The organism is Flavobacterium sp. (assembly GCF_013822155.1).
Classification (GTDB): domain Bacteria; phylum Bacteroidota; class Bacteroidia; order Flavobacteriales; family Flavobacteriaceae; genus Flavobacterium.
The window spans coordinates 22,821-42,540 of sequence record NZ_PNJW01000023.1 but is presented as its reverse complement, the minus strand read 5'-3'; the positions used below and the strand labels follow the sequence as shown (position 1 = coordinate 42,540).

The 19,720-nt window shown below is 31.9% G+C and carries 28 protein-coding genes and 1 tRNA gene; 17 read left to right on the top strand and 12 right to left on the bottom strand.

Features of this window, described 5'->3' with window-relative positions:
• Positions 1 to 114 precede the first annotated feature (114 nt).
• From C0512_RS07685 to C0512_RS07675, 3 genes are all read left to right on the top strand, one after another.
• On the top strand, positions 115 to 297 hold the full coding sequence (locus C0512_RS07685) for a hypothetical protein (RefSeq protein ID WP_290860192.1): 183 nt from the start codon (positions 115 to 117) through the stop codon (positions 295 to 297).
• Positions 298 to 577: 280 nt separating this feature from the next.
• Positions 578 to 967, top strand: coding sequence for a DUF2721 domain-containing protein (locus C0512_RS07680; protein WP_290860190.1), 390 nt, complete (start codon positions 578 to 580; stop codon positions 965 to 967).
• 13 nt (positions 968 to 980) lie between these two features.
• Entirely contained in the window at positions 981 to 1,463 is a 483-nt protein-coding gene (locus C0512_RS07675) for a hypothetical protein (RefSeq protein WP_290860188.1), read from the top strand.
• Positions 1,464 to 1,505: 42 nt separating this feature from the next.
• Here the strand turns inward: C0512_RS07675 and C0512_RS07670 are convergent, their stop codons facing one another.
• The 5 genes from C0512_RS07670 to C0512_RS07650 are packed head-to-tail and all read right to left on the bottom strand — an operon-like array spanning position 1,506 to position 4,765.
• Entirely contained in the window at positions 1,506 to 2,468 is a 963-nt protein-coding gene (locus C0512_RS07670) for a sodium-dependent bicarbonate transport family permease (RefSeq protein ID WP_290860186.1), read from the bottom strand.
• Positions 2,468 to 3,499 (bottom strand): L-threonylcarbamoyladenylate synthase, encoded by a 1,032-nt coding sequence (locus C0512_RS07665; protein WP_290860184.1) that lies wholly within the window; start codon positions 3,497 to 3,499, stop codon positions 2,468 to 2,470. The genes C0512_RS07670 and C0512_RS07665 overlap by 1 nt, the downstream gene beginning before the upstream one ends.
• Complete coding sequence (locus C0512_RS07660; RefSeq protein ID WP_290860182.1) at positions 3,462 to 4,304, bottom strand: DUF6671 family protein; 843 nt, start codon at positions 4,302 to 4,304, stop codon at positions 3,462 to 3,464. The genes C0512_RS07665 and C0512_RS07660 overlap by 38 nt, the downstream gene beginning before the upstream one ends.
• Positions 4,291 to 4,593, bottom strand: coding sequence for a hypothetical protein (locus C0512_RS07655; RefSeq protein WP_290860180.1), 303 nt, complete (start codon positions 4,591 to 4,593; stop codon positions 4,291 to 4,293). The genes C0512_RS07660 and C0512_RS07655 overlap by 14 nt, the downstream gene beginning before the upstream one ends.
• Position 4,594: 1 nt before the next feature.
• Positions 4,595 to 4,765 (bottom strand): hypothetical protein, encoded by a 171-nt coding sequence (locus C0512_RS07650; protein ID WP_290860178.1) that lies wholly within the window; start codon positions 4,763 to 4,765, stop codon positions 4,595 to 4,597.
• Positions 4,766 to 4,860: 95 nt separating this feature from the next.
• Here C0512_RS07650 and C0512_RS07645 point away from each other — a divergent pair, with 95 nt between their 5' ends.
• Complete coding sequence (locus tag C0512_RS07645) at positions 4,861 to 5,775, top strand: LysR family transcriptional regulator (protein ID WP_290860176.1); 915 nt, start codon at positions 4,861 to 4,863, stop codon at positions 5,773 to 5,775.
• Between the two features lie 2 nt (positions 5,776 to 5,777).
• Here the strand turns inward: C0512_RS07645 and C0512_RS07640 are convergent, their stop codons facing one another.
• A complete protein-coding gene (locus tag C0512_RS07640) occupies positions 5,778 to 6,371 on the bottom strand; it encodes a murein L,D-transpeptidase catalytic domain-containing protein (RefSeq protein WP_290860174.1) in 594 nt (197 codons plus the stop codon).
• A 128-nt stretch (positions 6,372 to 6,499) separates the two neighbouring features.
• Between C0512_RS07640 and C0512_RS07635 the strand changes: the two genes are divergently transcribed.
• The 13 genes from C0512_RS07635 to C0512_RS07575 all read left to right on the top strand — a co-directional run bounded on the left by C0512_RS07635 (position 6,500) and on the right by C0512_RS07575 (position 16,555).
• On the top strand, positions 6,500 to 7,396 hold the full coding sequence (locus C0512_RS07635) for a DMT family transporter (protein ID WP_290860172.1): 897 nt from the start codon (positions 6,500 to 6,502) through the stop codon (positions 7,394 to 7,396).
• A gap of 83 nt (positions 7,397 to 7,479) precedes the next feature.
• Positions 7,480 to 7,839, top strand: coding sequence for a MauE/DoxX family redox-associated membrane protein (locus C0512_RS07630; RefSeq protein ID WP_290860170.1), 360 nt, complete (start codon positions 7,480 to 7,482; stop codon positions 7,837 to 7,839).
• Positions 7,840 to 7,854: 15 nt separating this feature from the next.
• Positions 7,855 to 8,559: an aquaporin Z gene (gene aqpZ, locus C0512_RS07625; protein WP_290860168.1), complete on the top strand. Its 705-nt coding sequence runs from the start codon at positions 7,855 to 7,857 to the stop codon at positions 8,557 to 8,559.
• 63 nt (positions 8,560 to 8,622) lie between these two features.
• Positions 8,623 to 9,225: an alpha-ketoglutarate-dependent dioxygenase AlkB gene (locus tag C0512_RS07620; RefSeq protein WP_290860166.1), complete on the top strand. Its 603-nt coding sequence runs from the start codon at positions 8,623 to 8,625 to the stop codon at positions 9,223 to 9,225.
• A 47-nt stretch (positions 9,226 to 9,272) separates the two neighbouring features.
• Positions 9,273 to 10,097, top strand: a complete 825-nt coding sequence (locus C0512_RS07615; RefSeq protein ID WP_290860165.1) for a sterol desaturase family protein — start codon at positions 9,273 to 9,275, stop codon at positions 10,095 to 10,097.
• 102 nt (positions 10,098 to 10,199) lie between these two features.
• Positions 10,200 to 10,472 carry a TIGR03643 family protein gene (locus tag C0512_RS07610; RefSeq protein WP_290860164.1) on the top strand — a complete coding sequence of 91 codons (273 nt, stop codon included), beginning with the start codon at positions 10,200 to 10,202 and terminating at the stop codon, positions 10,470 to 10,472.
• A gap of 67 nt (positions 10,473 to 10,539) precedes the next feature.
• On the top strand, positions 10,540 to 10,827 hold the full coding sequence (locus C0512_RS07605) for a TIGR03643 family protein (RefSeq protein ID WP_290860163.1): 288 nt from the start codon (positions 10,540 to 10,542) through the stop codon (positions 10,825 to 10,827).
• A 128-nt stretch (positions 10,828 to 10,955) separates the two neighbouring features.
• Entirely contained in the window at positions 10,956 to 11,231 is a 276-nt protein-coding gene (locus tag C0512_RS07600) for a DUF2089 family protein (protein WP_290860162.1), read from the top strand.
• Between the two features lie 4 nt (positions 11,232 to 11,235).
• The gene (locus tag C0512_RS07595; RefSeq protein WP_290860161.1) at positions 11,236 to 11,715 is read left to right on the top strand and encodes a hypothetical protein; all 480 of its coding nucleotides are present in this window, start codon (positions 11,236 to 11,238) and stop codon (positions 11,713 to 11,715) included.
• An 11-nt stretch (positions 11,716 to 11,726) separates the two neighbouring features.
• On the top strand, positions 11,727 to 12,305 hold the full coding sequence (locus C0512_RS07590) for a hypothetical protein (RefSeq protein WP_290860160.1): 579 nt from the start codon (positions 11,727 to 11,729) through the stop codon (positions 12,303 to 12,305).
• 11 nt (positions 12,306 to 12,316) lie between these two features.
• Positions 12,317 to 13,714, top strand: coding sequence for an alpha/beta fold hydrolase (locus tag C0512_RS07585; protein WP_290860159.1), 1,398 nt, complete (start codon positions 12,317 to 12,319; stop codon positions 13,712 to 13,714).
• Positions 13,715 to 13,823: 109 nt separating this feature from the next.
• The gene (locus C0512_RS07580; RefSeq protein ID WP_290860158.1) at positions 13,824 to 15,683 is read left to right on the top strand and encodes a peptidase M61; all 1,860 of its coding nucleotides are present in this window, start codon (positions 13,824 to 13,826) and stop codon (positions 15,681 to 15,683) included.
• 143 nt (positions 15,684 to 15,826) lie between these two features.
• Positions 15,827 to 16,555, top strand: a complete 729-nt coding sequence (locus C0512_RS07575; protein ID WP_367160687.1) for a DUF4369 domain-containing protein — start codon at positions 15,827 to 15,829, stop codon at positions 16,553 to 16,555.
• 136 nt (positions 16,556 to 16,691) lie between these two features.
• Here the strand turns inward: C0512_RS07575 and C0512_RS07570 are convergent.
• The 6 genes from C0512_RS07570 to idi form a co-directional block, all read right to left on the bottom strand.
• Positions 16,692 to 16,765, bottom strand: a tRNA-Thr gene (locus C0512_RS07570).
• A gap of 79 nt (positions 16,766 to 16,844) precedes the next feature.
• The gene (locus C0512_RS07565; RefSeq protein ID WP_290860157.1) at positions 16,845 to 17,111 is read right to left on the bottom strand and encodes a hypothetical protein; all 267 of its coding nucleotides are present in this window, start codon (positions 17,109 to 17,111) and stop codon (positions 16,845 to 16,847) included.
• Positions 17,112 to 17,181: 70 nt separating this feature from the next.
• Positions 17,182 to 18,147, bottom strand: a complete 966-nt coding sequence (locus C0512_RS07560; RefSeq protein ID WP_290860156.1) for a type I phosphomannose isomerase catalytic subunit — start codon at positions 18,145 to 18,147, stop codon at positions 17,182 to 17,184.
• Between the two features lie 62 nt (positions 18,148 to 18,209).
• Positions 18,210 to 18,665: a peroxiredoxin gene (locus tag C0512_RS07555; protein WP_290860155.1), complete on the bottom strand. Its 456-nt coding sequence runs from the start codon at positions 18,663 to 18,665 to the stop codon at positions 18,210 to 18,212.
• 1 nt (position 18,666) lies between these two features.
• Positions 18,667 to 19,077, bottom strand: coding sequence for a 6-carboxytetrahydropterin synthase (locus C0512_RS07550; RefSeq protein ID WP_290860154.1), 411 nt, complete (start codon positions 19,075 to 19,077; stop codon positions 18,667 to 18,669).
• Between the two features lie 30 nt (positions 19,078 to 19,107).
• Positions 19,108 to 19,635 (bottom strand): isopentenyl-diphosphate Delta-isomerase, encoded by a 528-nt coding sequence (gene idi, locus C0512_RS07545; protein ID WP_290860153.1) that lies wholly within the window; start codon positions 19,633 to 19,635, stop codon positions 19,108 to 19,110.
• Between the last annotated feature and the right edge of the window lie 85 nt (positions 19,636 to 19,720).

Here is a 19,720-nt window from a genome sequence, read left to right as displayed (position 1 = left end):
TCCGAATATTATTATGTTGTTTTAAATAATCCTGAACGTGCCTTATTTATTGGATTATGGCCTCCTACTATCCTTGGATTTTTAATTTATTTTAATTTAAAACTAAAAAAATAAATGGAAAATCTAGACCTAATCCTTTTAACCATTGTAGTAATTATTTGCTTCATCGCATTTTTTATTTCTACTTTTAAAGCATTTGAATATGCGACAAAATTAGACAATCCCGAAAGTCAAAATGAGGGTATTCTAACGAGATTTTTAGCGTATTTGCAGAGTATCGTAAAAACTGACAGTTAAAATAACAAACAACAGAACCGCATTAAAATTAAAAAAGGTTCTTTTTTTTATTTATAACCTAATTGATAATTCCTGAATTGCTAAGATGAATCAAATTATGGAATAATCACTCCTTCAAACACTCATCTGCAGACATCTTAACTTTGTATGAAATCAAAGGCTATGAAATGACCAAAATAATTCTAACGGCTGTTTCTTTCAACCTTGCCGACATTAAACCATTGTCAAAGGTTCATAAAAATTCACGAACTTTGAACTCGCAAACCGCAACTTAAAAGAAATGATTTTAACCATCGAAACCCCTGCCCTGCTTTTCTCTGCCACTTCCTTGATTTTGTTAGCCTATACCAACCGCTTTTTGACCATTGCTCAAATTGTTCGAGGCCTAAAAAAAACATACGACGAGAAAGAAAACAAAAGCATCTTAATTGAAATCGCCAACCTAAATTTGCGATTATCTCTTATTCGTTACATGCAATTGGCAGGAGTTTTAAGTCTATTCCTATCGGTTTTTGCAATGTTGGTTTTATTCTTTGAACAACAATTGGCCGGAATTATATTTTTTGGAGCCAGTTTGTTTTGTCTGTTAGTTTCTTTAGGTATTTCTTTTTGGGAGATAAGTATTTCCGTAAAAGCATTACGAGTACATTTAAAAGATTTGGTGGATTAATAATACTTACTTTATGAAAATATTTCCAACCAGTAGCTATACATTCAAATTATTTGGTGATGAAAAAGAGGCTCTAGACCGATTAAAAAGAAGAACAGAAATCTCTCAAATTCTTAGTTCACAAAGTACAGATAAATCATTTTTGGGTATGATTGAAGGAAATACCTTCAAATTAATTTCAACCGAAATTGGGAAAGGAGCTTTTTGTGTAATTTCTGGTTCAATAAAAAATAATGAAGGCCATGTTAAATTGGAAATAAATAAACCATTTAGAATTTTACTAAGCATTATTTTATTGTTTCCAATTGTTGGAATTGGACTTTCCGTTATTTTGGGAAAGGAAGATTTTTCAATAATCTTACCATTTGTAGCTATTCTTCAAATTCTAATGATACGTTTTTTTTTCATTGAAATTGGTTTCAGAACTTTATCAAAACATAGTTTGAATAAATTAAGAGATGTTTTGGACATGGATTATATAAAAAAAACAAATTAAAATTCAACTCATTAGTTTTACTTTATTAGTGCTTATAAAAAATTAAAAACACTTTATAACAGCCAAGTAAATCGGCATTCCCAAAGTAATATTAAAAGGAAATGAAACCGCCAATGCCATGGGCACAAAAAGTCCCGGATTTGCTTTTGGCACTGCCATTTTCATAGCAGCTGGAACAGCAATATAGGAAGCACTTGCCGCGAGTACCGCAAACATAAATCGGTCACCGGTATCATTCGTAATCAGTTGACTGAGCAAAGCAACCAAAGTTCCGTTGACTAAAGGAATCACAATCGCAAAAAGAGCCGTAAACCAACCACTTTTCAAAAAATCGTTTATTTTTTTACCGCAAACAATTCCCATATCCAATAAAAATATAGCTAAGAATCCTTTAAATATATCGGTTGTAAAGGGCTTAATTCCCATGGCCTCCTTATCGCTGGCTAAAAAACCAATCAATAAACTTCCCAAAATCAAAAACACGCTTCCGTTGGTAAATGAATGCTTGATAATGGACCCTAAAGAGCTGTTGCACGACTCTTTAGATCCAAAGGAACGAATCAAAATTACACCAATAATGATGGCAGGGGCCTCCATCAAAGCCATCACCGCAACCATATGTCCGTTAAACGATATGTTTTGAATTTCCAAAAAAGAAACAGCCGTAACAAATGTAACGGCACTCACCGAGCCATAAGCAGCTGCAATGGCTCCCGAATTTTCGGTACTTAGTCTTCTTTTTAGAATAAAAAAAGTATACAGAGGAATTGCACAAGCTACAACAACTCCAAAAATTAATGCCCACAAAATAGTGAGATTCAACTCACTATGCACCAATTCTTGTCCACCTTTAAAACCGATAGAAAATAAAAGATATAGTGATATAAATTTAGAAGAATTGGGTGGAATTTCCAGATCGCTTTTAAACTTTACGGCTAAAATTCCTAAGACAAAAAACAATAAGGCCGGATTCGTTAAATTTTGAAGTAATAAATCTAAATTCATTAGATAAATATGTTATTGGGTGTAAAATTGGTTTCTTTTTTTGTCGCTCTCAGCAATCGATCATTAATCGATTTGCCTATGCCTTTATCAGGAAATTTTTCTGCAATTAACAAATCAAATCCCATGGCATCCAATTGATGCATGGCTGCATATAAATTTTTGGCGGCTTCATTAAAATCACCTGTGGGAGATAAAACTTCGGTATAATAATCCGAGTAAACTGATTTTTCTTTAAACACTAGAAGTCCGATGTTTTTTCCAATCAAATTTAAAGCGGAATTAAGCGGATTGGCACTTAAAATCATGGGTGTTTTAGGTGCATAATGCCTTTCTAGCATACCGGGAGCTATGGGTTGTTTTTCCAATTTCTTCCTTATTTTTACTTTACCCACGACCGCCTCAAGCATTTCAATGGATACAGAACCTAATCGGTAAACAACTACTTCATTTTTACTAAAACCTACAATTGTAGATTCAATACCTTTGGCTGCCATTCCACCATCCAAAATTACTTCCAGCTGATTTTTAAAATACTTTTCTACATGTTTGGCTGTGGTCGGACTTATCGAACCGAAAGGATTTGCACTGGGTGCTGCAAGTGGAAAACCGACTTCTTTTATTAATTCTAAAGCTATGGGATGATTGGGAATTCTTACGGCTACAGTATTTTTATTTGCTGTAACGATGTTTGAAACCATTTCGTTTTTCTCAAAAATCATGGTTAATGGCCCTGGCCAGAAATGTTTAGCCAACAAATAGGCTTTGTCTGGAACATTCTTGGCAACTTTATCCATAGATTCCATTGAATCGATATGAACTATCAACGGATTAAAAAAAGGTCTTTGCTTGATTTCAAATATCTTTTTTAAAGCACTGTCATCATAAATACTCGCTGCCAGTCCATAAACCGTTTCAGTAGGAATGGCAACAACTTCCCCTTTATTAAGATAAAAAGCCGCTTTTTTGATGGATTTTGTAACAACACCTCTTTTATTAAGGGTTGCAATAGGAGCAAAATTCGGGTGATTCATAGTGTTTACCTTTTGGATATTTTTCTAGTGTTGTATGATGACATTTTTTACAAGAATACTGTAAAGCAAGTAGGGATTCCGTTGGTAATTTACACCATTCACAAGGAAGGCCTTTAATCAATTCGGAGACATCAAATCCAGGAGTTTGGCAATTGGGGCAAAGGGTGTGAATTTTTTTAATTAAATTTTGAGTGGCTTTTTCAATCACTTGCATTCGGGTCGGATTTCTGTGAGCACGCATATCTGTTTCAACATAAATCGTTGATAAAGTACTCGAAACTGTAGCATAAATTCTCTTTAAATCGTTCCAATCTGTAATGTCTTTGTATATCTTGGCATCTTTTTCATCGGAATCTTTGATAATTAATCCGTGAGACGGAAAATTGACTTGTTGAGCAAAGGTTTGTAGTTGTTCGTATGTTGAAATTTTATCCGCATTGAAATTAGTTTGTAAACTTAATTCACGTGCAATAATTTCAAGTTCGTTTTTTTTGTCAATCAAAATAACCAACTCGTCATCGGCTTGTGCAAAAAACATACTCGGGTGGGAACCAAAAGAACCTTCGGAAGCGATTCCTAAATCATATCCAAACGTGCTCATTGCGTCTAAACATTTCTTACGAACAGCATCTAAAGCACTTCCATCCCTTGAAATTTCACCCGTAAATGTGCCAAACTTATCGGTATCATACTCGTGTGGCACAAAAACTTCTATTTCCAAGTGTTCTTTCAGTAAAGGGAGAATAACTTGTTCTTTATGATGCTTGGTCGCTATAATGGCTTTTCTTCCTTTAAAAAACTTCATTTTTTTCCATTTTTTCAACAGCTACAATTTCAATAGCTCCTGAAATCTTAATCTCAAGATTGGATTTTTCAAATTCATTGATCACTTGTTCAATTCTCACCAAAGTATCATTTAAATCTTTGATTCGTTTTCTTGAATGTGGCAAATCAATTCCATAACGTTCATTAGCACTGAAAAGCTCTAATTCATGAAAATTAATCTTATCTTTAATTAAAGTAAATAGTACTCTTTTTGCTTCAAATGGTTTAAAAGTTCCATCGATTAAATCGAAAGTTAAATTTGTTTTCATATTAATTTATTTTAAAGTTTAATTTTTTTAAAGCAAACAAAGTGAAAAGAACTCCCACTCCTAAATAAAAATGAGTAAAAAGATTTTCAGGCATCAGGCAAGACAACAAAAAACCGGTGAGTAACCAAATCATACAATAGATTAGACTGTATTTCTCAAGATTCTTTTTCATACATATTTATTTTAATGTGTTTTACGGGACAAATTTCTCTAAAACATTTCATATATTTTTATTTATATTTGTAATGATATATATAAACAAAAGTTATGCATTATACTTTACATCAATTGCTGGTTTTCTTAAAAATTACAGAAACAAAAAGCATCACAAGGGCGTCCGAAGAATTGCATCTTACACAACCTGCAGTTTCTATACAATTAAAAAAATTCCAAGATCAATTTGACATTCCTCTGACTGAAGTAATTGGCAGACAACTATATGTAACCGATTTTGGCAAGGAAATAGCATTTGCAGCAGAAAAAATCCTTAACGAAGTACAAGCGATTAACCACAAAACAATGGCTTTCAAAGGTCAGTTATCCGGAAGATTAAAAATTTCTGTAGTATCTACTGGTAAATACGTTATACCTTATTTTATTACTGATTTTATTAAAGAAAATAATGCAGTTGAATTAGAACTCGACGTTACAAACAAGGCCAAGGTGATTAAAAGTTTGCAAAATAATGATGTTGACTTTTCGCTGGTTTCTCTGTTACCAGAAAACATGGAGGTTGAAAAAATCGACTTAATGGAAAACAAACTCTATTTGGTTGGAAATAAAGAATTTAAATTTTCTGATAAGCAAAATGATAAATCGATCATAGAAAATATTCCTATAATTTATAGAGAAAAAGGATCGGGGACCCGACAAGTGATGGAACAATTTCTGGAAAGCAACAAACTGCTATTAGTAAAAAAAATGGAGTTAACCTCAAATGAAGCTGTAAAACAGGCCTTAATTGCAGGATTAGGTTGTTCAATTATGCCTTTAATTGGGATAAAAAATGAGTTAAATAATGGCGATTTACATATCATTCCAATAATAGGTTTACCGCTAAAGTCAATGTGGAGTTTAATATGGATGAAACAAAAAAATCACTCACCGGTTGCCGAGGCATTCAAAAAATATTTGACTGAAAACAAAACAAAAATTATGCAGGAAAAATTTGGTTGGATTTAAAATCACTCCACAATCCACAATAAAACCGGTTGATTATCTAATTTTAATTTTTCATCCAACACTTTCATAAATTCATCGGAAACGGCCGGACAACCCCAACTTAATGGAGAGTATCTGGGATAAATTTCTTCATTTGATACAGCATCCCAAGAATGTAACACCACTACTCGGTTAATTGCATTATTATTACTGCTTTCTAAACCGTGAAGCCAATATTTTATATTAATTCCCCACGAACTGTAATCACGTTTTCCGATTTTATATTTTCCTTTCATTGAACAATGGCTATTGGATTTATTACTGAATTTTACTTTTTTATATTTTTCAGGATGTTCTTGGAAAACATCACAAGCACCATGCGTTACAAGACTTTGATTAACTACTTTTTGGTTTTTAAAATCATAAATAAAAAAGCGGTTTTTACCGGAATGAATACTTAAATCAACAAAAAAATAAAAATCCTGATTAAATTGATTTTGTTTGCAAAAAGTTAATGCTTCGTTATGAATGGACTTGTAATCTTTTGCTACTTCAACCGGTGGTGTATGATTGCAACAGACAAAAGATAAAACGAATAATAAAAGTATCTTTTTCATGGACTTTTTTAATTTAAACATAAAAATATCCAGAATAGTATTGACAATACAAAAAATATGAAACTTGAAACTTTCAACCCGCAACTCGCAACTTTTCCCTATCTTTGCCCGCTTTTTAAAAATCAAATATGTTCGGAAATCGAGTACTGAAAGGAGTTTTCTTAGTTGCCCTTGGAGCGACAAGTTATGGCATGTTGGCTACGTTTGTAAAATTAGCCTATCACGAAAATTTCACCACTGCTGAAGTCACTACAGCTCAATTTGTATATGGAATCATTGGTGTGCTTCTTATCAATTCTTTCCAACGAGTTAAAAATAAAAACATAGCTTTTAAAGCAACCGGGAAAAATATTTTTCATTTAATGTTGGCAGGAACTTCCTTAGGCATGACGAGTGTTTTCTATTACTTAAGTGTGAAATACATCGATGTTTCCATTGCTATTGTCTTACTCATGCAAACCGTTTGGATGGGGGTATTATTAGAAATGATTTTAGATAAAAAACTACCTTCTATTCAAAAAATAATGGCTGTTGTCATTGTATTAATTGGAACAGTTTTAGCAACAAACTTAATTCAAAATGAAATTGCTTTAGATTGGCGTGGATTATTTTGGGGAATTTTAGCAGCTGCATCCTTTACGACTACCATGTTTACAGCCAATCGCGTGGCCACAGAAATTACCTCTGCACAACGAAGTCTATACATGCTCCTAGGGGGAGCAATCATTGTTTTTCTCTTTTCAATAGTTACACAATCAACCCCATTTAATTTTGAAATCTTTTTAAAATGGGGAATTATTGTTGCTCTTTTTGGCACTATCATTCCACCAATGTTATTAAATGCCGGTTTTCCTTTGACAGGTATTGGACTTGGAAGTATTGTTTCCTCGCTAGAATTACCGGTTTCAGTTCTTATGGCTTATTTCCTTTTAAGTGAAAAAGTAAATGGTTTGCAATGGTTTGGAATTATTCTTATCATTCTTGCGATTGTTGTCATGAATATCAAATTCATAAGAAAGATTTAATGCTTATTTCGTAAAATATTTTACTGTTCTTCATTTTATTAACATTTTTTTTATAAATTCGTATTGAACAAAGCAATTCATTTATGAATTTACCTTGGCATTTGTACCTAATGTCTGCTATATATATAATAGCCGGTTTTAATCATTTTCGAAATCCGAAACTTTATTTAAAAATAATTCCTCCTTATTTTTCAAATCCCAAATTACTGAATTACACCTCAGGAATTGCGGAGATTTTATTGGGATTATTACTATGCGTTCCTGAATTCACCCCATTTGCGGCTTGGGGAATAATCATATTATTACTGGCAATATTTCCGGCAAATCTATACATGTATCAGAATGAAAATGCCGGATTGGAATTACCAAAATGGATTAGACTATTACGTTTACCTTTACAATTTGCTTTGATTTTTTGGGCTTATCAATACACTAAATATTAATTAAACTACAATTTTATGAAAAAACTATTTGCAGAATTTTTTGGAACTTATTGGTTGGTTTTTGGAGGTTGCGGAAGTGCACTATTTGCAGCAGGAATTCCCGATTTAGGAATCGGGTTTGCCGGAGTTTCGTTAGCTTTCGGTTTAACCGTATTAACGATGGCTTATGCTGTTGGGCATATTTCAGGTGGTCATTTTAACCCGGCTGTTTCATTTGGACTTTGGGCTGGTGGACGTTTTGACGCCAAAGAACTTTTACCTTATATCATTTCTCAATGTATTGGAGGTCTTGCCGCAGCTGCAACGCTTTACTTTATTATGAACGGTCAAGATAGTTTTGTTGGCATTGACAACACCCAAGCTGGTGCTTTTGCATCCAATGGTTATGGTGCTTTTTCCCCTTCAGGCTATTCGATGACAGCCGCTTTTGTGGCTGAATTCGTATTGACAATGTTTTTCTTATTAATAATACTTGGAGCAACTGATAAATTTGCAAACGGTAAATTTGCAGGAATTGCAATCGGTTTAGCATTAACCTTAATTCATCTAATCAGTATTCCTATTACAAACACATCTGTTAATCCGGCTCGTTCTACTTCCCAGGCTATTTTTGTAGGTGGAGAACCTTTGAGTCAACTATGGCTTTTCTGGCTTGCCCCAATTTTAGGAGCAATTGTTGCCGGATTTATTTATAAAAATGTGTTACAAAAAAACGAATAACAGATTACAGCATAATTTACCTTAAGCGATGGAATTTTCCATCGCTTTTTTTATTTTTACCAAATGAATTCATTATTTCCCAAAGAAAAAATTGTATTTGATTTACCCGACGCTGAAATCGAGTATTATCCAAATTTATTTTCAGTAGAAAAATCTAATGAATTATTCCAAAAATTAAAAAATGAAATTCCTTGGCAACAAGACAATATTACTGTTTTTGGTCAAACATATCCTCAACCTCGATTGACCGCTTTATATGGAAATAATGGTAAAACATATTCTTATTCTAATATCGTAATGCAACCTCATAAATGGAATCCTTTGCTAATGTTTATCAAAAATGAAGTGGAGGAAATTTGTCTTGAAAATTTCACAACAGTTTTACTAAACCAATATCGTGACGGTAAAGACAGTAATGGATGGCATGCAGATAATGAAAAAGAATTAGGTAGAAACCCGGTAATTGCCTCAATTAGTTTTGGAGCAGAAAGAGTTTTTCATTTACAGCACAATGAAATTAAAGAGTGTAAACAAAAAATTACATTAGAACACGGTAGCTTGTTAATTATGAAAGGTGAAACACAACATTGTTGGAAACATCAAATTCCCAAAACATCAAAACCAATTGGCACTAGAATTAATCTAACTTTTAGAATTATAAGATAATCGCTAAAATTAAATCAAAATATTATTTAAATTAGTAAAAAAAATAAATGCAAACTATCATTGATTATTTTGAAAGCATTTCCTCACTTCACAGAGGCCTCATTCTTGTTGGAGGTATTACCCTTTTTTGGCTAATTGAAAACGCTTATCCTTTATTCAAATTTCAATATAATAAAATTGAACATGCAGGAATAAACATTTTCTTTACGATAACCACTATAATCATCAATTTTCTGATGGCTTTTATTTTGTTATTAGCAGCCGATTTAGCTATACAACAAAATTTTGGAATTCTACAATGGCTACCGCAAATGAATATATGGATTTACACCATTGTTGGATTACTTTTACTCGATTTGATTGGAGCCTATTTGGTTCATTTAATTGAACATAAAGTAACTTTTTTATGGCGTTTTCATTTAATACACCACACAGATACATGGATTGATACTACTTCGGCCAATCGACATCATCCGGGTGAAAGCATCATTCGTTTCATCTTTACTGTAATTGGTGTTTTAATAGTTGGAAGCCCGATGTGGATGGTTTTTTTATACCAATCACTTTCTGTAGTTTTTTCACAATTTAATCATGCCAATATTCCACTTCCTAAAAAAATAGATAAATTGTTAAGTTATTTTATTATTTCACCCGATATGCACAAAGTGCACCATCACTATAAATTACCTTACACAGACAGTAATTACGGAAATATATTTTCTATTTGGGATAGACTATTTGGAACGTATTCTTATTTAGATAGAGAAAAAATTATTTATGGAGTTGACACCCATATGAAACCGGAAGAAAACAACCAACTAGTCAATTTATTAAAAATACCATTTCAAAAATACAGAGCTCCCGAACATTAATTTAAAAAAATAAGCATTGTTTGAAAAAGTAATTTATTTTTTCACTAATATTGGTTTAGAATTTGAAACTTTACATTAAATATTAATTGTGCTTTTGAACTAATGAAAAAAAGTAAAAGAGTGGAACTGGATAACGAACAAATTGAACGCGTTATCAGTATGGCTCAAGAGGAAAAGAAACCTTTCGAAGTAATTAAGGTTGAATTTGGAATTTCAGAAAACGAAGTTACTGAAATTATGAGAAAACGACTTTCAAAGGATAATTTTGAACTTTGGAAAAAGAAAGTTACGGCCAGTAAACCAAAACCAAAACCAATTATTGATGATTTTGATGATTTAGACAGCAAATACTATATCAAAAATAAATTTGATTAAGTATATTTTAACTCTTGTTCACCAAGAGTTTTTTTATTTTCTAACGTTATTTGCTTTTTGATTTAACATGTCACTACTTCTAAAAGATTTTACAGCGGTTCAAATAGACCGAATAATAGAAATGGCTTGGGAAGATCGCACCCCTTTTGAAGCTATCTCTTTTCAGTTTGGAATTTCTGAACAAGAAACCATTGAACTCATGCGAAGAGAAATGAAGGCTTCGAGTTTTAAAATGTGGCGGGAACGTGTTCAAGGAAGAGCAACCAAACATGCTAAGAAAAGAGTAAATGGCATTGACCGCTTTAAATGTACACTCCAACGTCAAATCACACACAACAAGATATCCAAACGATAAAAACATATTCAATAAACACAAAGCATTCTTCTCTCGGATTGCTTTTTTTATTGGAAAAAATAAAATAAATTTAAATTATATTAATATTTATTTAAATATTATTTACTTTTGTTTAAACTTTATTTAAAATGAAGCCTAAATTACCCATTCACTGTCCGAGTTGTGAAAGCTCCCTCTCTGTTTCACAATTAACTTGTGAAACTTGTCAAACACAAGTTTCTGGAAACTATTCTTTACCATTACTATTGAAACTTTCGGAAGAAGAACAAAATTTTATTCTACAGTTTTTTCTTTCCAGTGGAAGTTTAAAAGAAATGGCCATTCAAATGGGTAATAGTTATCCAACTGTTCGAAATAAACTGGATGACATGATAGAAAAAATTAAAAAAACACAAAATAAATAAGCAAATGAATGAAAAACCATTATTTCAGGAAAATCAAAAATTCACACAGTGGTGGGTTTGGGCAATCATTATTGGTGCCAATCTACTGGGAGGATACTCATTGTTAAATGAATTTGAAAACAACAAACTATCCCTTTTATTTCTTAGTCTCTATTTTCTGTTTTTTGGAATTTTTATCTTATTTTTCTATTTTTTAAAACTTGAAACTATCATCACAAAAGACTATATATCAATACGTTTCTTCCCTTTTCATTGGAAAGAAAGAAAATATTTTTTTTCAGAAATAAGTCAAATGGAAGTAATCAAATATAGTCCAATTTTTGATTATGGTGGTTGGGGTGTTCGATACGGCAGAAACGGAAAGGCATTTAATGTAGCCGGAAATATGGGCTTAGAATTGCATTTTTTAAATCGAAAGAATCTTTTAATTGGCACCCAAAAACCTGAAGAATTAAAAAAAGTATTAGAAACAATTTTAAAGTAATTGACTAAATAATGAAACCATTATATAATCCTTATGAACTTTACTCAGAACGTCAACTTTTAATTTTTGGATTAGTAATGACCTTAATTGGTTCCTTTTTAGGCTACCTTTTTAATGGTCGTTTTGACGGTATAGTTGATTTTCATTTATTAAAATCAATCACTTTTTTTGAAGTAGTTCTCGATAATTTTTTTAATACTGTCTTATTAACTATACTATTGTTTATAACTGGGAAATTAATCAATTCTAAAACGCGTTTTGTTGATGTATTAAACGCGTCTTTAATTGCCCGAATTCCTTTCTATATATTACCTTTTTTTAATTTCAACAATATAATGTATGACGTAAGTAATCGTACTTATAACATCATTGTAGCTAGTAGATTTAATACTATTTCAACTCTTGACATAATACTGTTAATGCTATTCAGCTTTGTAGCTATATGTACATTGATTTGGTTTTCCGTTCTATTATGGAATGGTTTTAAAGTAGCAACAAATGCTAAAGGAATTAAAAACATTATACTATTTATTTTTACCATTCTTGTAGCAGAAGTTGTTTCAAAATATATAATAACCACTTTTAATTAATCTTTATAAAAATGAAAAAAATCAGTTTATTAGTTGTCCTTTTTTATTCAATAGCATCATTTTCTCAAGAAATTACCGGTGATTGGTATGGAAAAATAAGTGTCATGGGATCCGAATTAAGAATAAGTTTTTCAATTGCCAAAAACGAAAACAACTATTCCGGAACCATGAGTGTTCCACAACAAAATGCAAATGGAATTCCGTTATCATCCGTTACTTTTCAAGATAATCTTTTAAAAATTACGTTTGACGCAGCAGGATTTTCTTATGCCGGAAAATTAAATGCTGAAACTGTTTTTGAAGGTACTTTTTCTCAAAACGGTCAAAACTTTCCATTAAATCTGTCACGGGAGAAAATGGAAGAAACCAAACTAAATCGACCACAAGAACCGAAAGGTAAATTTGATTATGGTATTGAAGAAGTAACTTTTGAAAATAAAAAAGACAAAATAACTTTAGCAGGAACCTTAACTTATCCTCAAAACAACAAACCTTATCCGGTAGTGATATTAATTTCAGGAAGTGGACCGCAAGACCGTAATTCAGAAATTTTTGGACATAAATCTTTCTGGGTGATTGCTGATTACTTAACTAAAAATGGCATTGGAGTGCTTCGTTTTGACGACAGAGGCGTCGCAAAATCTCAGGGCGATCGTTCACTTGCCACTTCTTATGATTTTGCTACAGATGTTGAAGCTGCAGTCACATTTTTAAAAACAAAATCAGGAGTTGATTCTAAAAAAATTGGATTACTAGGACATAGCGAAGGTGGTATGATTGCCCCTATTGTTGCTTCAAAAGATAAAACTATCGATTTTATCATATTGTTAGCCGGTCCCGGAATTCCGTGTATGGAGCTTTTATTGGATCAAGCCTATCAAATTGGAAAAGTTGCCGGAATGACGGAAGAACAACTAAGTGAAACCAGAAAAATTAATCAATCTATTTACACAATCGTAAAAAGTGATGCTGATGATGAAACGGTTAAAAAGGAATTAGCCACCATTCTGGAAAAAATAACAAATGAAAACCCCCAATTTGAACAACTTAGCGAATCTGACAAAAAGCAAATGATTGCCCAACAAATCGAACAATTAAGCTCTCCTTGGTATCGAAGTTTTATGAAATTTAATCCAAGCCTATATTTAGAAAAAGTAAAATGTCCTGTTCTGGCTTTAAATGGAGAAAAGGATTTACAAGTTCCATCTAAAGCAAATACAGAAGGCATTAAAAATTCGTTATTAAAAGGTGGAAATAAAAAAGTTACCCTTAAAGTATATCCTAATTTAAATCACTTATTTCAAGAATGCAAAACCGGTGCAGTTGAAGAATACGGAACAATTGAACAAACTTTTTCTCCAACTGTATTAGCTGACATAAAAGATTGGATTCTATTACAAACTAAATAAACTTTATCAAACCCTTAACAGTTAAGCGCTTTGAATAAAAGCGTTTTTTGTTGTTATTTGTAACAAAATAAGAACTTTTGCAACTTATTATCAATTATATAATTATTTCATGAAAAAATCATTTTTATCGATAGTCTTTACCGGTACATTTTTACTGTTAAACCTTTCCATTGCAACCGCTCAAAACAAAACCAACGAAGTTCAGGTTTCTATTGACTTAGTCAATATTAACAATGACAGAGTGGCGGTGACCGTCATGCCTCCAAAAATAAAAACCAATGAAACTACCTTTTATCTACCTAAAATAGTTCCCGGAACCTATTCCGAAGATGATTACGGACGTTATATTGACAATTTAAAAGCCTATGACGCAAAAGGAAAAGAACTTGTGATAGCCAAAATGGATGAAAATTCATGGGTAATAAAAGAAGCTAAATCATTAGCAAAAGTTACTTATTTAGTAAATGATACATATGATTCTGAATCAGGTTCTGAGTTTGGAAAAGGGGATATATTTTCACCGGCAGGAACTAACATTGCAGAAGGCCTCAATTTTGTTATCAACACACATGGTTTCGTAGGCTATTTCAAAGACTTGAAAGAACTGCCTTATCGATTATCAATCACAAAACCTACCAATTTATTTGGAGCTACTTCAATGATTGATTTGGATAAGAGTGAAAGTATTGATGTATTTACAGCTTCAAGATATGCTGAATTGGTAGATCATCCAATTATGTATAACAATCCGAATTACACTACTTTTATGGTAGATGATATGGAAATTATTTTAAGTGTTTATTCTCCTAAAGGGGCATTCAAAGCGGAAGATTTGAAACCTACGATGGAAAAAATGATGAAAGCCCAAAAGAAATTTTTAGGAAAGGTAAATAGCACAAAAAAATATGCCATTTTACTTTATTTGTCAGATTATGAAACATCGGATGCTAAAGGATATGGTGCTCTGGAACACAATACGTCAACAACTGTTGTTTTTCCGGAAGCAATGCCGGCAGAACAATTAGAACAAAGTTTAGTAGATGTGGTTTCGCATGAATTTTTTCATATTGTTACGCCTTTAAGTGTGCATTCTAAAGAGATTCATTATTTTGATTTCAACACTCCAAAGATGTCACAGCATTTATGGATGTATGAAGGAATTACTGAATATTTTGCCAATTTATTTCAAGTGAACCAAGGACTAATTACAGAAGATGATTTTTATGAAAGAATGGCCGGTAAAATTACTAATTCTAAACGCTATGATGAAACTATGCCATTCACTAAAATGAGTGCAGAGGTTCTAAAAAAACAATATAAAGATGCTTACTTAAATGTTTATGAAAAAGGAGCTTTAATTGGAATGTGTTTGGATATTCAATTACGGGAGAGCTCAAATGGGGAAAGAGGAATTCTTGATTTGATGCAAAAATTATCTAAAGAATTTGGTGATGCTAAACCATTTGATGACAGCGAATTATTTGATAAAATTGTTTCTCTGACCTATCCTGAGATTCGAACTTTTTTAACTACTTATGTGGCAGGTTCAACACCGCTTCCTTACGATGAATTTTTCGGTAAAATGGGTGTTACCCAAACTAAAATACAAATTCCGGGAAATGTTTTTCTAAAAGGTCAAACACCCTATATCACCGTAAATCCTTCAACCAAAGAAATTATTGTTCTACCTGGAATTGAGTTAAATAGTTTTATGAAATCCCTAGGATTACAAGGCGGAGATATTATTCTTGCCATTAATGATACAGCTTATAATTTAGACAATATATACGATATGATTATTGGAAGTATGTCATGGCAAGAAAATGACCCGATTACTTTTAAAATAAAAAGAGAAGATAAAGAAATTACCTTAAAAGGAACCGTACAAATTCCAATGGATGAAGTAGATGGATATCAAGCTACAGACGACAGCAAAAAAACAATTCGTGAAGCTTGGCTAAAAGGTTAAATTAAAATATATCAAAAAGATAAAAATCCCTGAAAGTAATCATTCAGGGATTTTTATTTTTTAAAAAACTATCCTCTAAAAAAAAACTTCAGTTTTTCAAAAAATCCCTATTTTGCAACCAAATTCAAAAGACATAAAAACAAATGAAATTCATCACTAAAATAGTCCTACTTTTTACCATACTTCTTTTATTTGCAGCCTGTGAGAAAGAAAATAAAAAAGACTATAACCTGCATATTTCAGGAAACATAAAAGGAATCAAGCAAGGAAAATTATTCATACAACAACTAAAAGACACTAGTTTAATTGTCATTGATTCAATTATTTTTAATGGTAAATCAACATTTGACAGCTATTTGACAATTGATTCGCCGGAAATGTTATATTTCTTTTTAGACAGAGGTCAAACAAACTCCTTAGACAATAATTTAGTAGTTTTTGCTGAACCCGGAGAACTTTCATTAGAAACCAATTTAGAAACTTTTTATGCAGATGCTGTTGTAAAAGGTTCAAAAAATAATGACCTCTATTTGAATTTCAAAAAAATAAATGCTCGTTTTTCAAATCAACAATTAGGATTGATAGAAAAAGAAATAAATGCTCAAAAAAACAGCAATCTTGTGCAACTAGACAGTATTCAAAAAGCAAAAGAACAATTACTTAAACGCAAATATTTATATGCTATAAACTTTGCTTTAACTCAAAAAGAATATGAAGTGAGTCCTTATATTGCTTTGTCTGAGATTTATGATGCCCAAATTAAATATTTAGACACCATTCATCATTCAATGTCGCCCAAAGTAGCTCAGTCTAAATATGGAAAATTACTGACTGAATTTATTGAAAAACGAAAAAAGGAAGAACAACAATAAAACTAAAAACCATAAGTTTTAATCTTATGGTTTTTTTTATAAATAAATTTACAGCAATTTCCAATACTATCAAATTAAATTAGGTTCATACTACTCCAAAAAAAAAGGACAACCGTAAAAGTTGTCCTTAAAATTGAGCCGATAGAGGGACTCGAACCCACGACCTGCTGATTACAAATCAGCTGCTCTAGCCAGCTGAGCTACATCGGCGTCTCAATCTGAGTGCAAATATAATTTTGAAATTGAATATTCCAAAACAAAAAGGCACTTTTTTTATCAAAAAATCGGATTAAAGTGCGTTCACTTTTTCAACCAATTGAATCGCAGCTGATTCCAAATCTTTTTCTACTTGTTTTAAATGAGCTTTACGACTTTCAACTTTTTTGTCGTTTACTTTAGAAATTAACGTGTCAAAAGTAGCAATAGCTTCATCAATCAACGCATTTGATTTCTCGGTTGGTTTGCCAGTAGTTGTCATTTCGTGGATATAAACCGCCTCAATAATATCTCCCATCACAAAATTGATGTCTTTCTTCAAATTTTTAATACTTGCCATTTTTATATATATTTTAATTGCGGTGCAAAAGTACGTAAAAAATTAGAATTAAATAAATTAGTTTCGTTTCCTAAACAGTAATTTCTAATAATGTTGCTTTTCCCTTTAATAAAAATGATGTTAGAACAGCCGGTATTAAAACGGTATCACCTGCTTTGTAAACGTACTTTTCATCATTTAAATATAACTCTAAATTTCCATCAGTACACATCAATACAGTAAATGAATCTTTGTTTGTATGAATCGGAATTTCTCCGTTGAGTTCTATAATATTTGTTTTAAAATAAGGACAATCAACAACTGAAATGGTTTTATTTTCAATTGTAGTGTATTCTTTTTTTGCTGATACTGTTTGAAAGTTGATTGCTTCTAAAGCCAATTCCGTGTGCAATTCACGCCCTTTTCCGTTGGAATCTACCCTATCCCAATCGTAAACTCGGTAAGTAATATCACTGGTTTGTTGAATTTCCGCTAATAAAATCCCACCACCAATAGCATGAACAGTACCGGTTTCTAATAAAAAAACATCTCCTTTTTTAACTGGAATTTCATTTAATATAGTGAGTAAACTTTTATTTTTTAAGTGGCTTAAATAGTCAGCTTGATTAGTGTCCTCTTTAAATCCAATAATCAAACGGGCACCTTTATCGGCATGCATCACATACCACATTTCCGTTTTTCCAAAAGAATTGTGTCTGGCTTTAGCCAATTCGTCATTTGGATGCAATTGAATCGATAAATCTTCCCGAGCATCTAGGTATTTGAATAACAACGGAAATTGCTTTCCAAATCTGCTATACACTTCTTTTCCTAAAATTTCTTCCGGAAATTGGTCTATTAATTCATTTAGATTCTTCCCTTTTAAAATGCCATTATTGACAACACTTACATCATTTGGAACCGTTGATAATTCCCAACTTTCCCCCGTAATTTCAGAAGAAATGGATTTATTCAAATAATCGCGTAGTTTTGTTCCTCCCCAAATGCGTTCTTTAAAAATGGGTTCAAAAGTAAAAGGATAAAGTGGTTTGGTCATTTTTTTTTCTTGCAAAGGTCAAAAATAAGCAATTGATTTGACACTATCTTCTTATCAAACACTTATACTGTTTTTTTAAGCATCTGAAGTGCTTTTTCAATGTGAATTTTAGCCGATAAATTGTCGAAAATCAATCGTATAATTCCATTTTCATCTGTTACATAAGTCACTCGTCCGGGAAGAAGTCCAAATAAAGCGGTTGGTACACCAAAAAGTTTTCTGATATTTTTATCTTCATCCGATAATAAAATAAAAGGAAGCTTGTGCTTCGATACAAACTTTTGATGAGAAGCGATTGAATCACTGCTGACTCCTATTACTTCAGCACCTAAATCGGTAAAATCTTCATATTGATCTCTAAACGAACAAGCTTGCGTTGTACAACCCGGTGTATCGTCTTTTGGATAAAAATAAATTACTGCCGGTTTTTTATCCAATCCTATTGAACTGTCAAAAATATTTCCGTTTGTATCTTTTGCGGTAAACCGAGGAATTTTGTCTCCAACTTTCAGTGCCATTTTAGTTTCCTCTATAGGTTACAAAATTGCGTGGTGTTTCATACAAAACAACTTCCAATTCTAATTCATTTTTTATTTGAGGTCGTAATTTATTCCAAATTACAACGGCAATATTTTCAGCTGTTGGATTCAAATCAAAAAAATCAGGCACATCTACATTTAGATTTTTATGGTCAAAAGCCTCTTCAATATGCTCTTTAATTAAATCGGATAAAATCTTTACATCCATGACAAAACCTGTTTCCGTGTCAATTTCTCCGGTTACACTGACAATTAATTCATAATTATGTCCGTGAAAATTTGGATTATTACACTTACCAAAAACCAAATCGTTTTTTTCAATCGTCCAATCTTTACGATACAATCGATGAGCGGCGTTAAAATGAGCTTTTCTGGAAACAGTAACTTTCATGGCAAATGGTTAAAGGTAATTGGTAAAAGGTTATAGTTTGTGCTCTTCTAAATAATGATAAAACTCATCAAAAATAATTTTAAACCAAACGGTATAAATCTCCGAGTGAATTTGCATGTCTTCTTTAATAGCTTCAATACTCATCCATTTCCAATTTTCAACTTCATCAGGATTAATTATTGGTTTATTATTGTAATATCCAATCATTACATGATCTAATTCATGCTCTGTCAAACCATTATCAAAAGGAGCTTTATAAATAAAATGAAACAACTCCTTCAATTCGGCAGAAAAACCCATTTCCTCACTTAATCGTCTCGTTCCTGCTTGAATATTAGTTTCACCTTCCCGTTGATGACTACAACACGTGTTTGTCCACAATAAGGGTGAATGGTATTTTTGATGAGCTCGTTGTTGAAGCATAACTTCGTTTTTATCATTTAAAATAAAAACAGAAAAGGCACGGTGCAAAACCGCTTTTTCATGAGCTTCCAATTTATTCATCAAACCAATTGGTTCATCTTTCTCATTGACTAAAATTACTTTCTCTTCTATCATAGCACTTTTATAGCTCTTCAAAGGTAAGAAAAAGTTCGTTTTTATTTGAATTTATATAGATTTGTGAAAAGTTTAACGGGTGTTG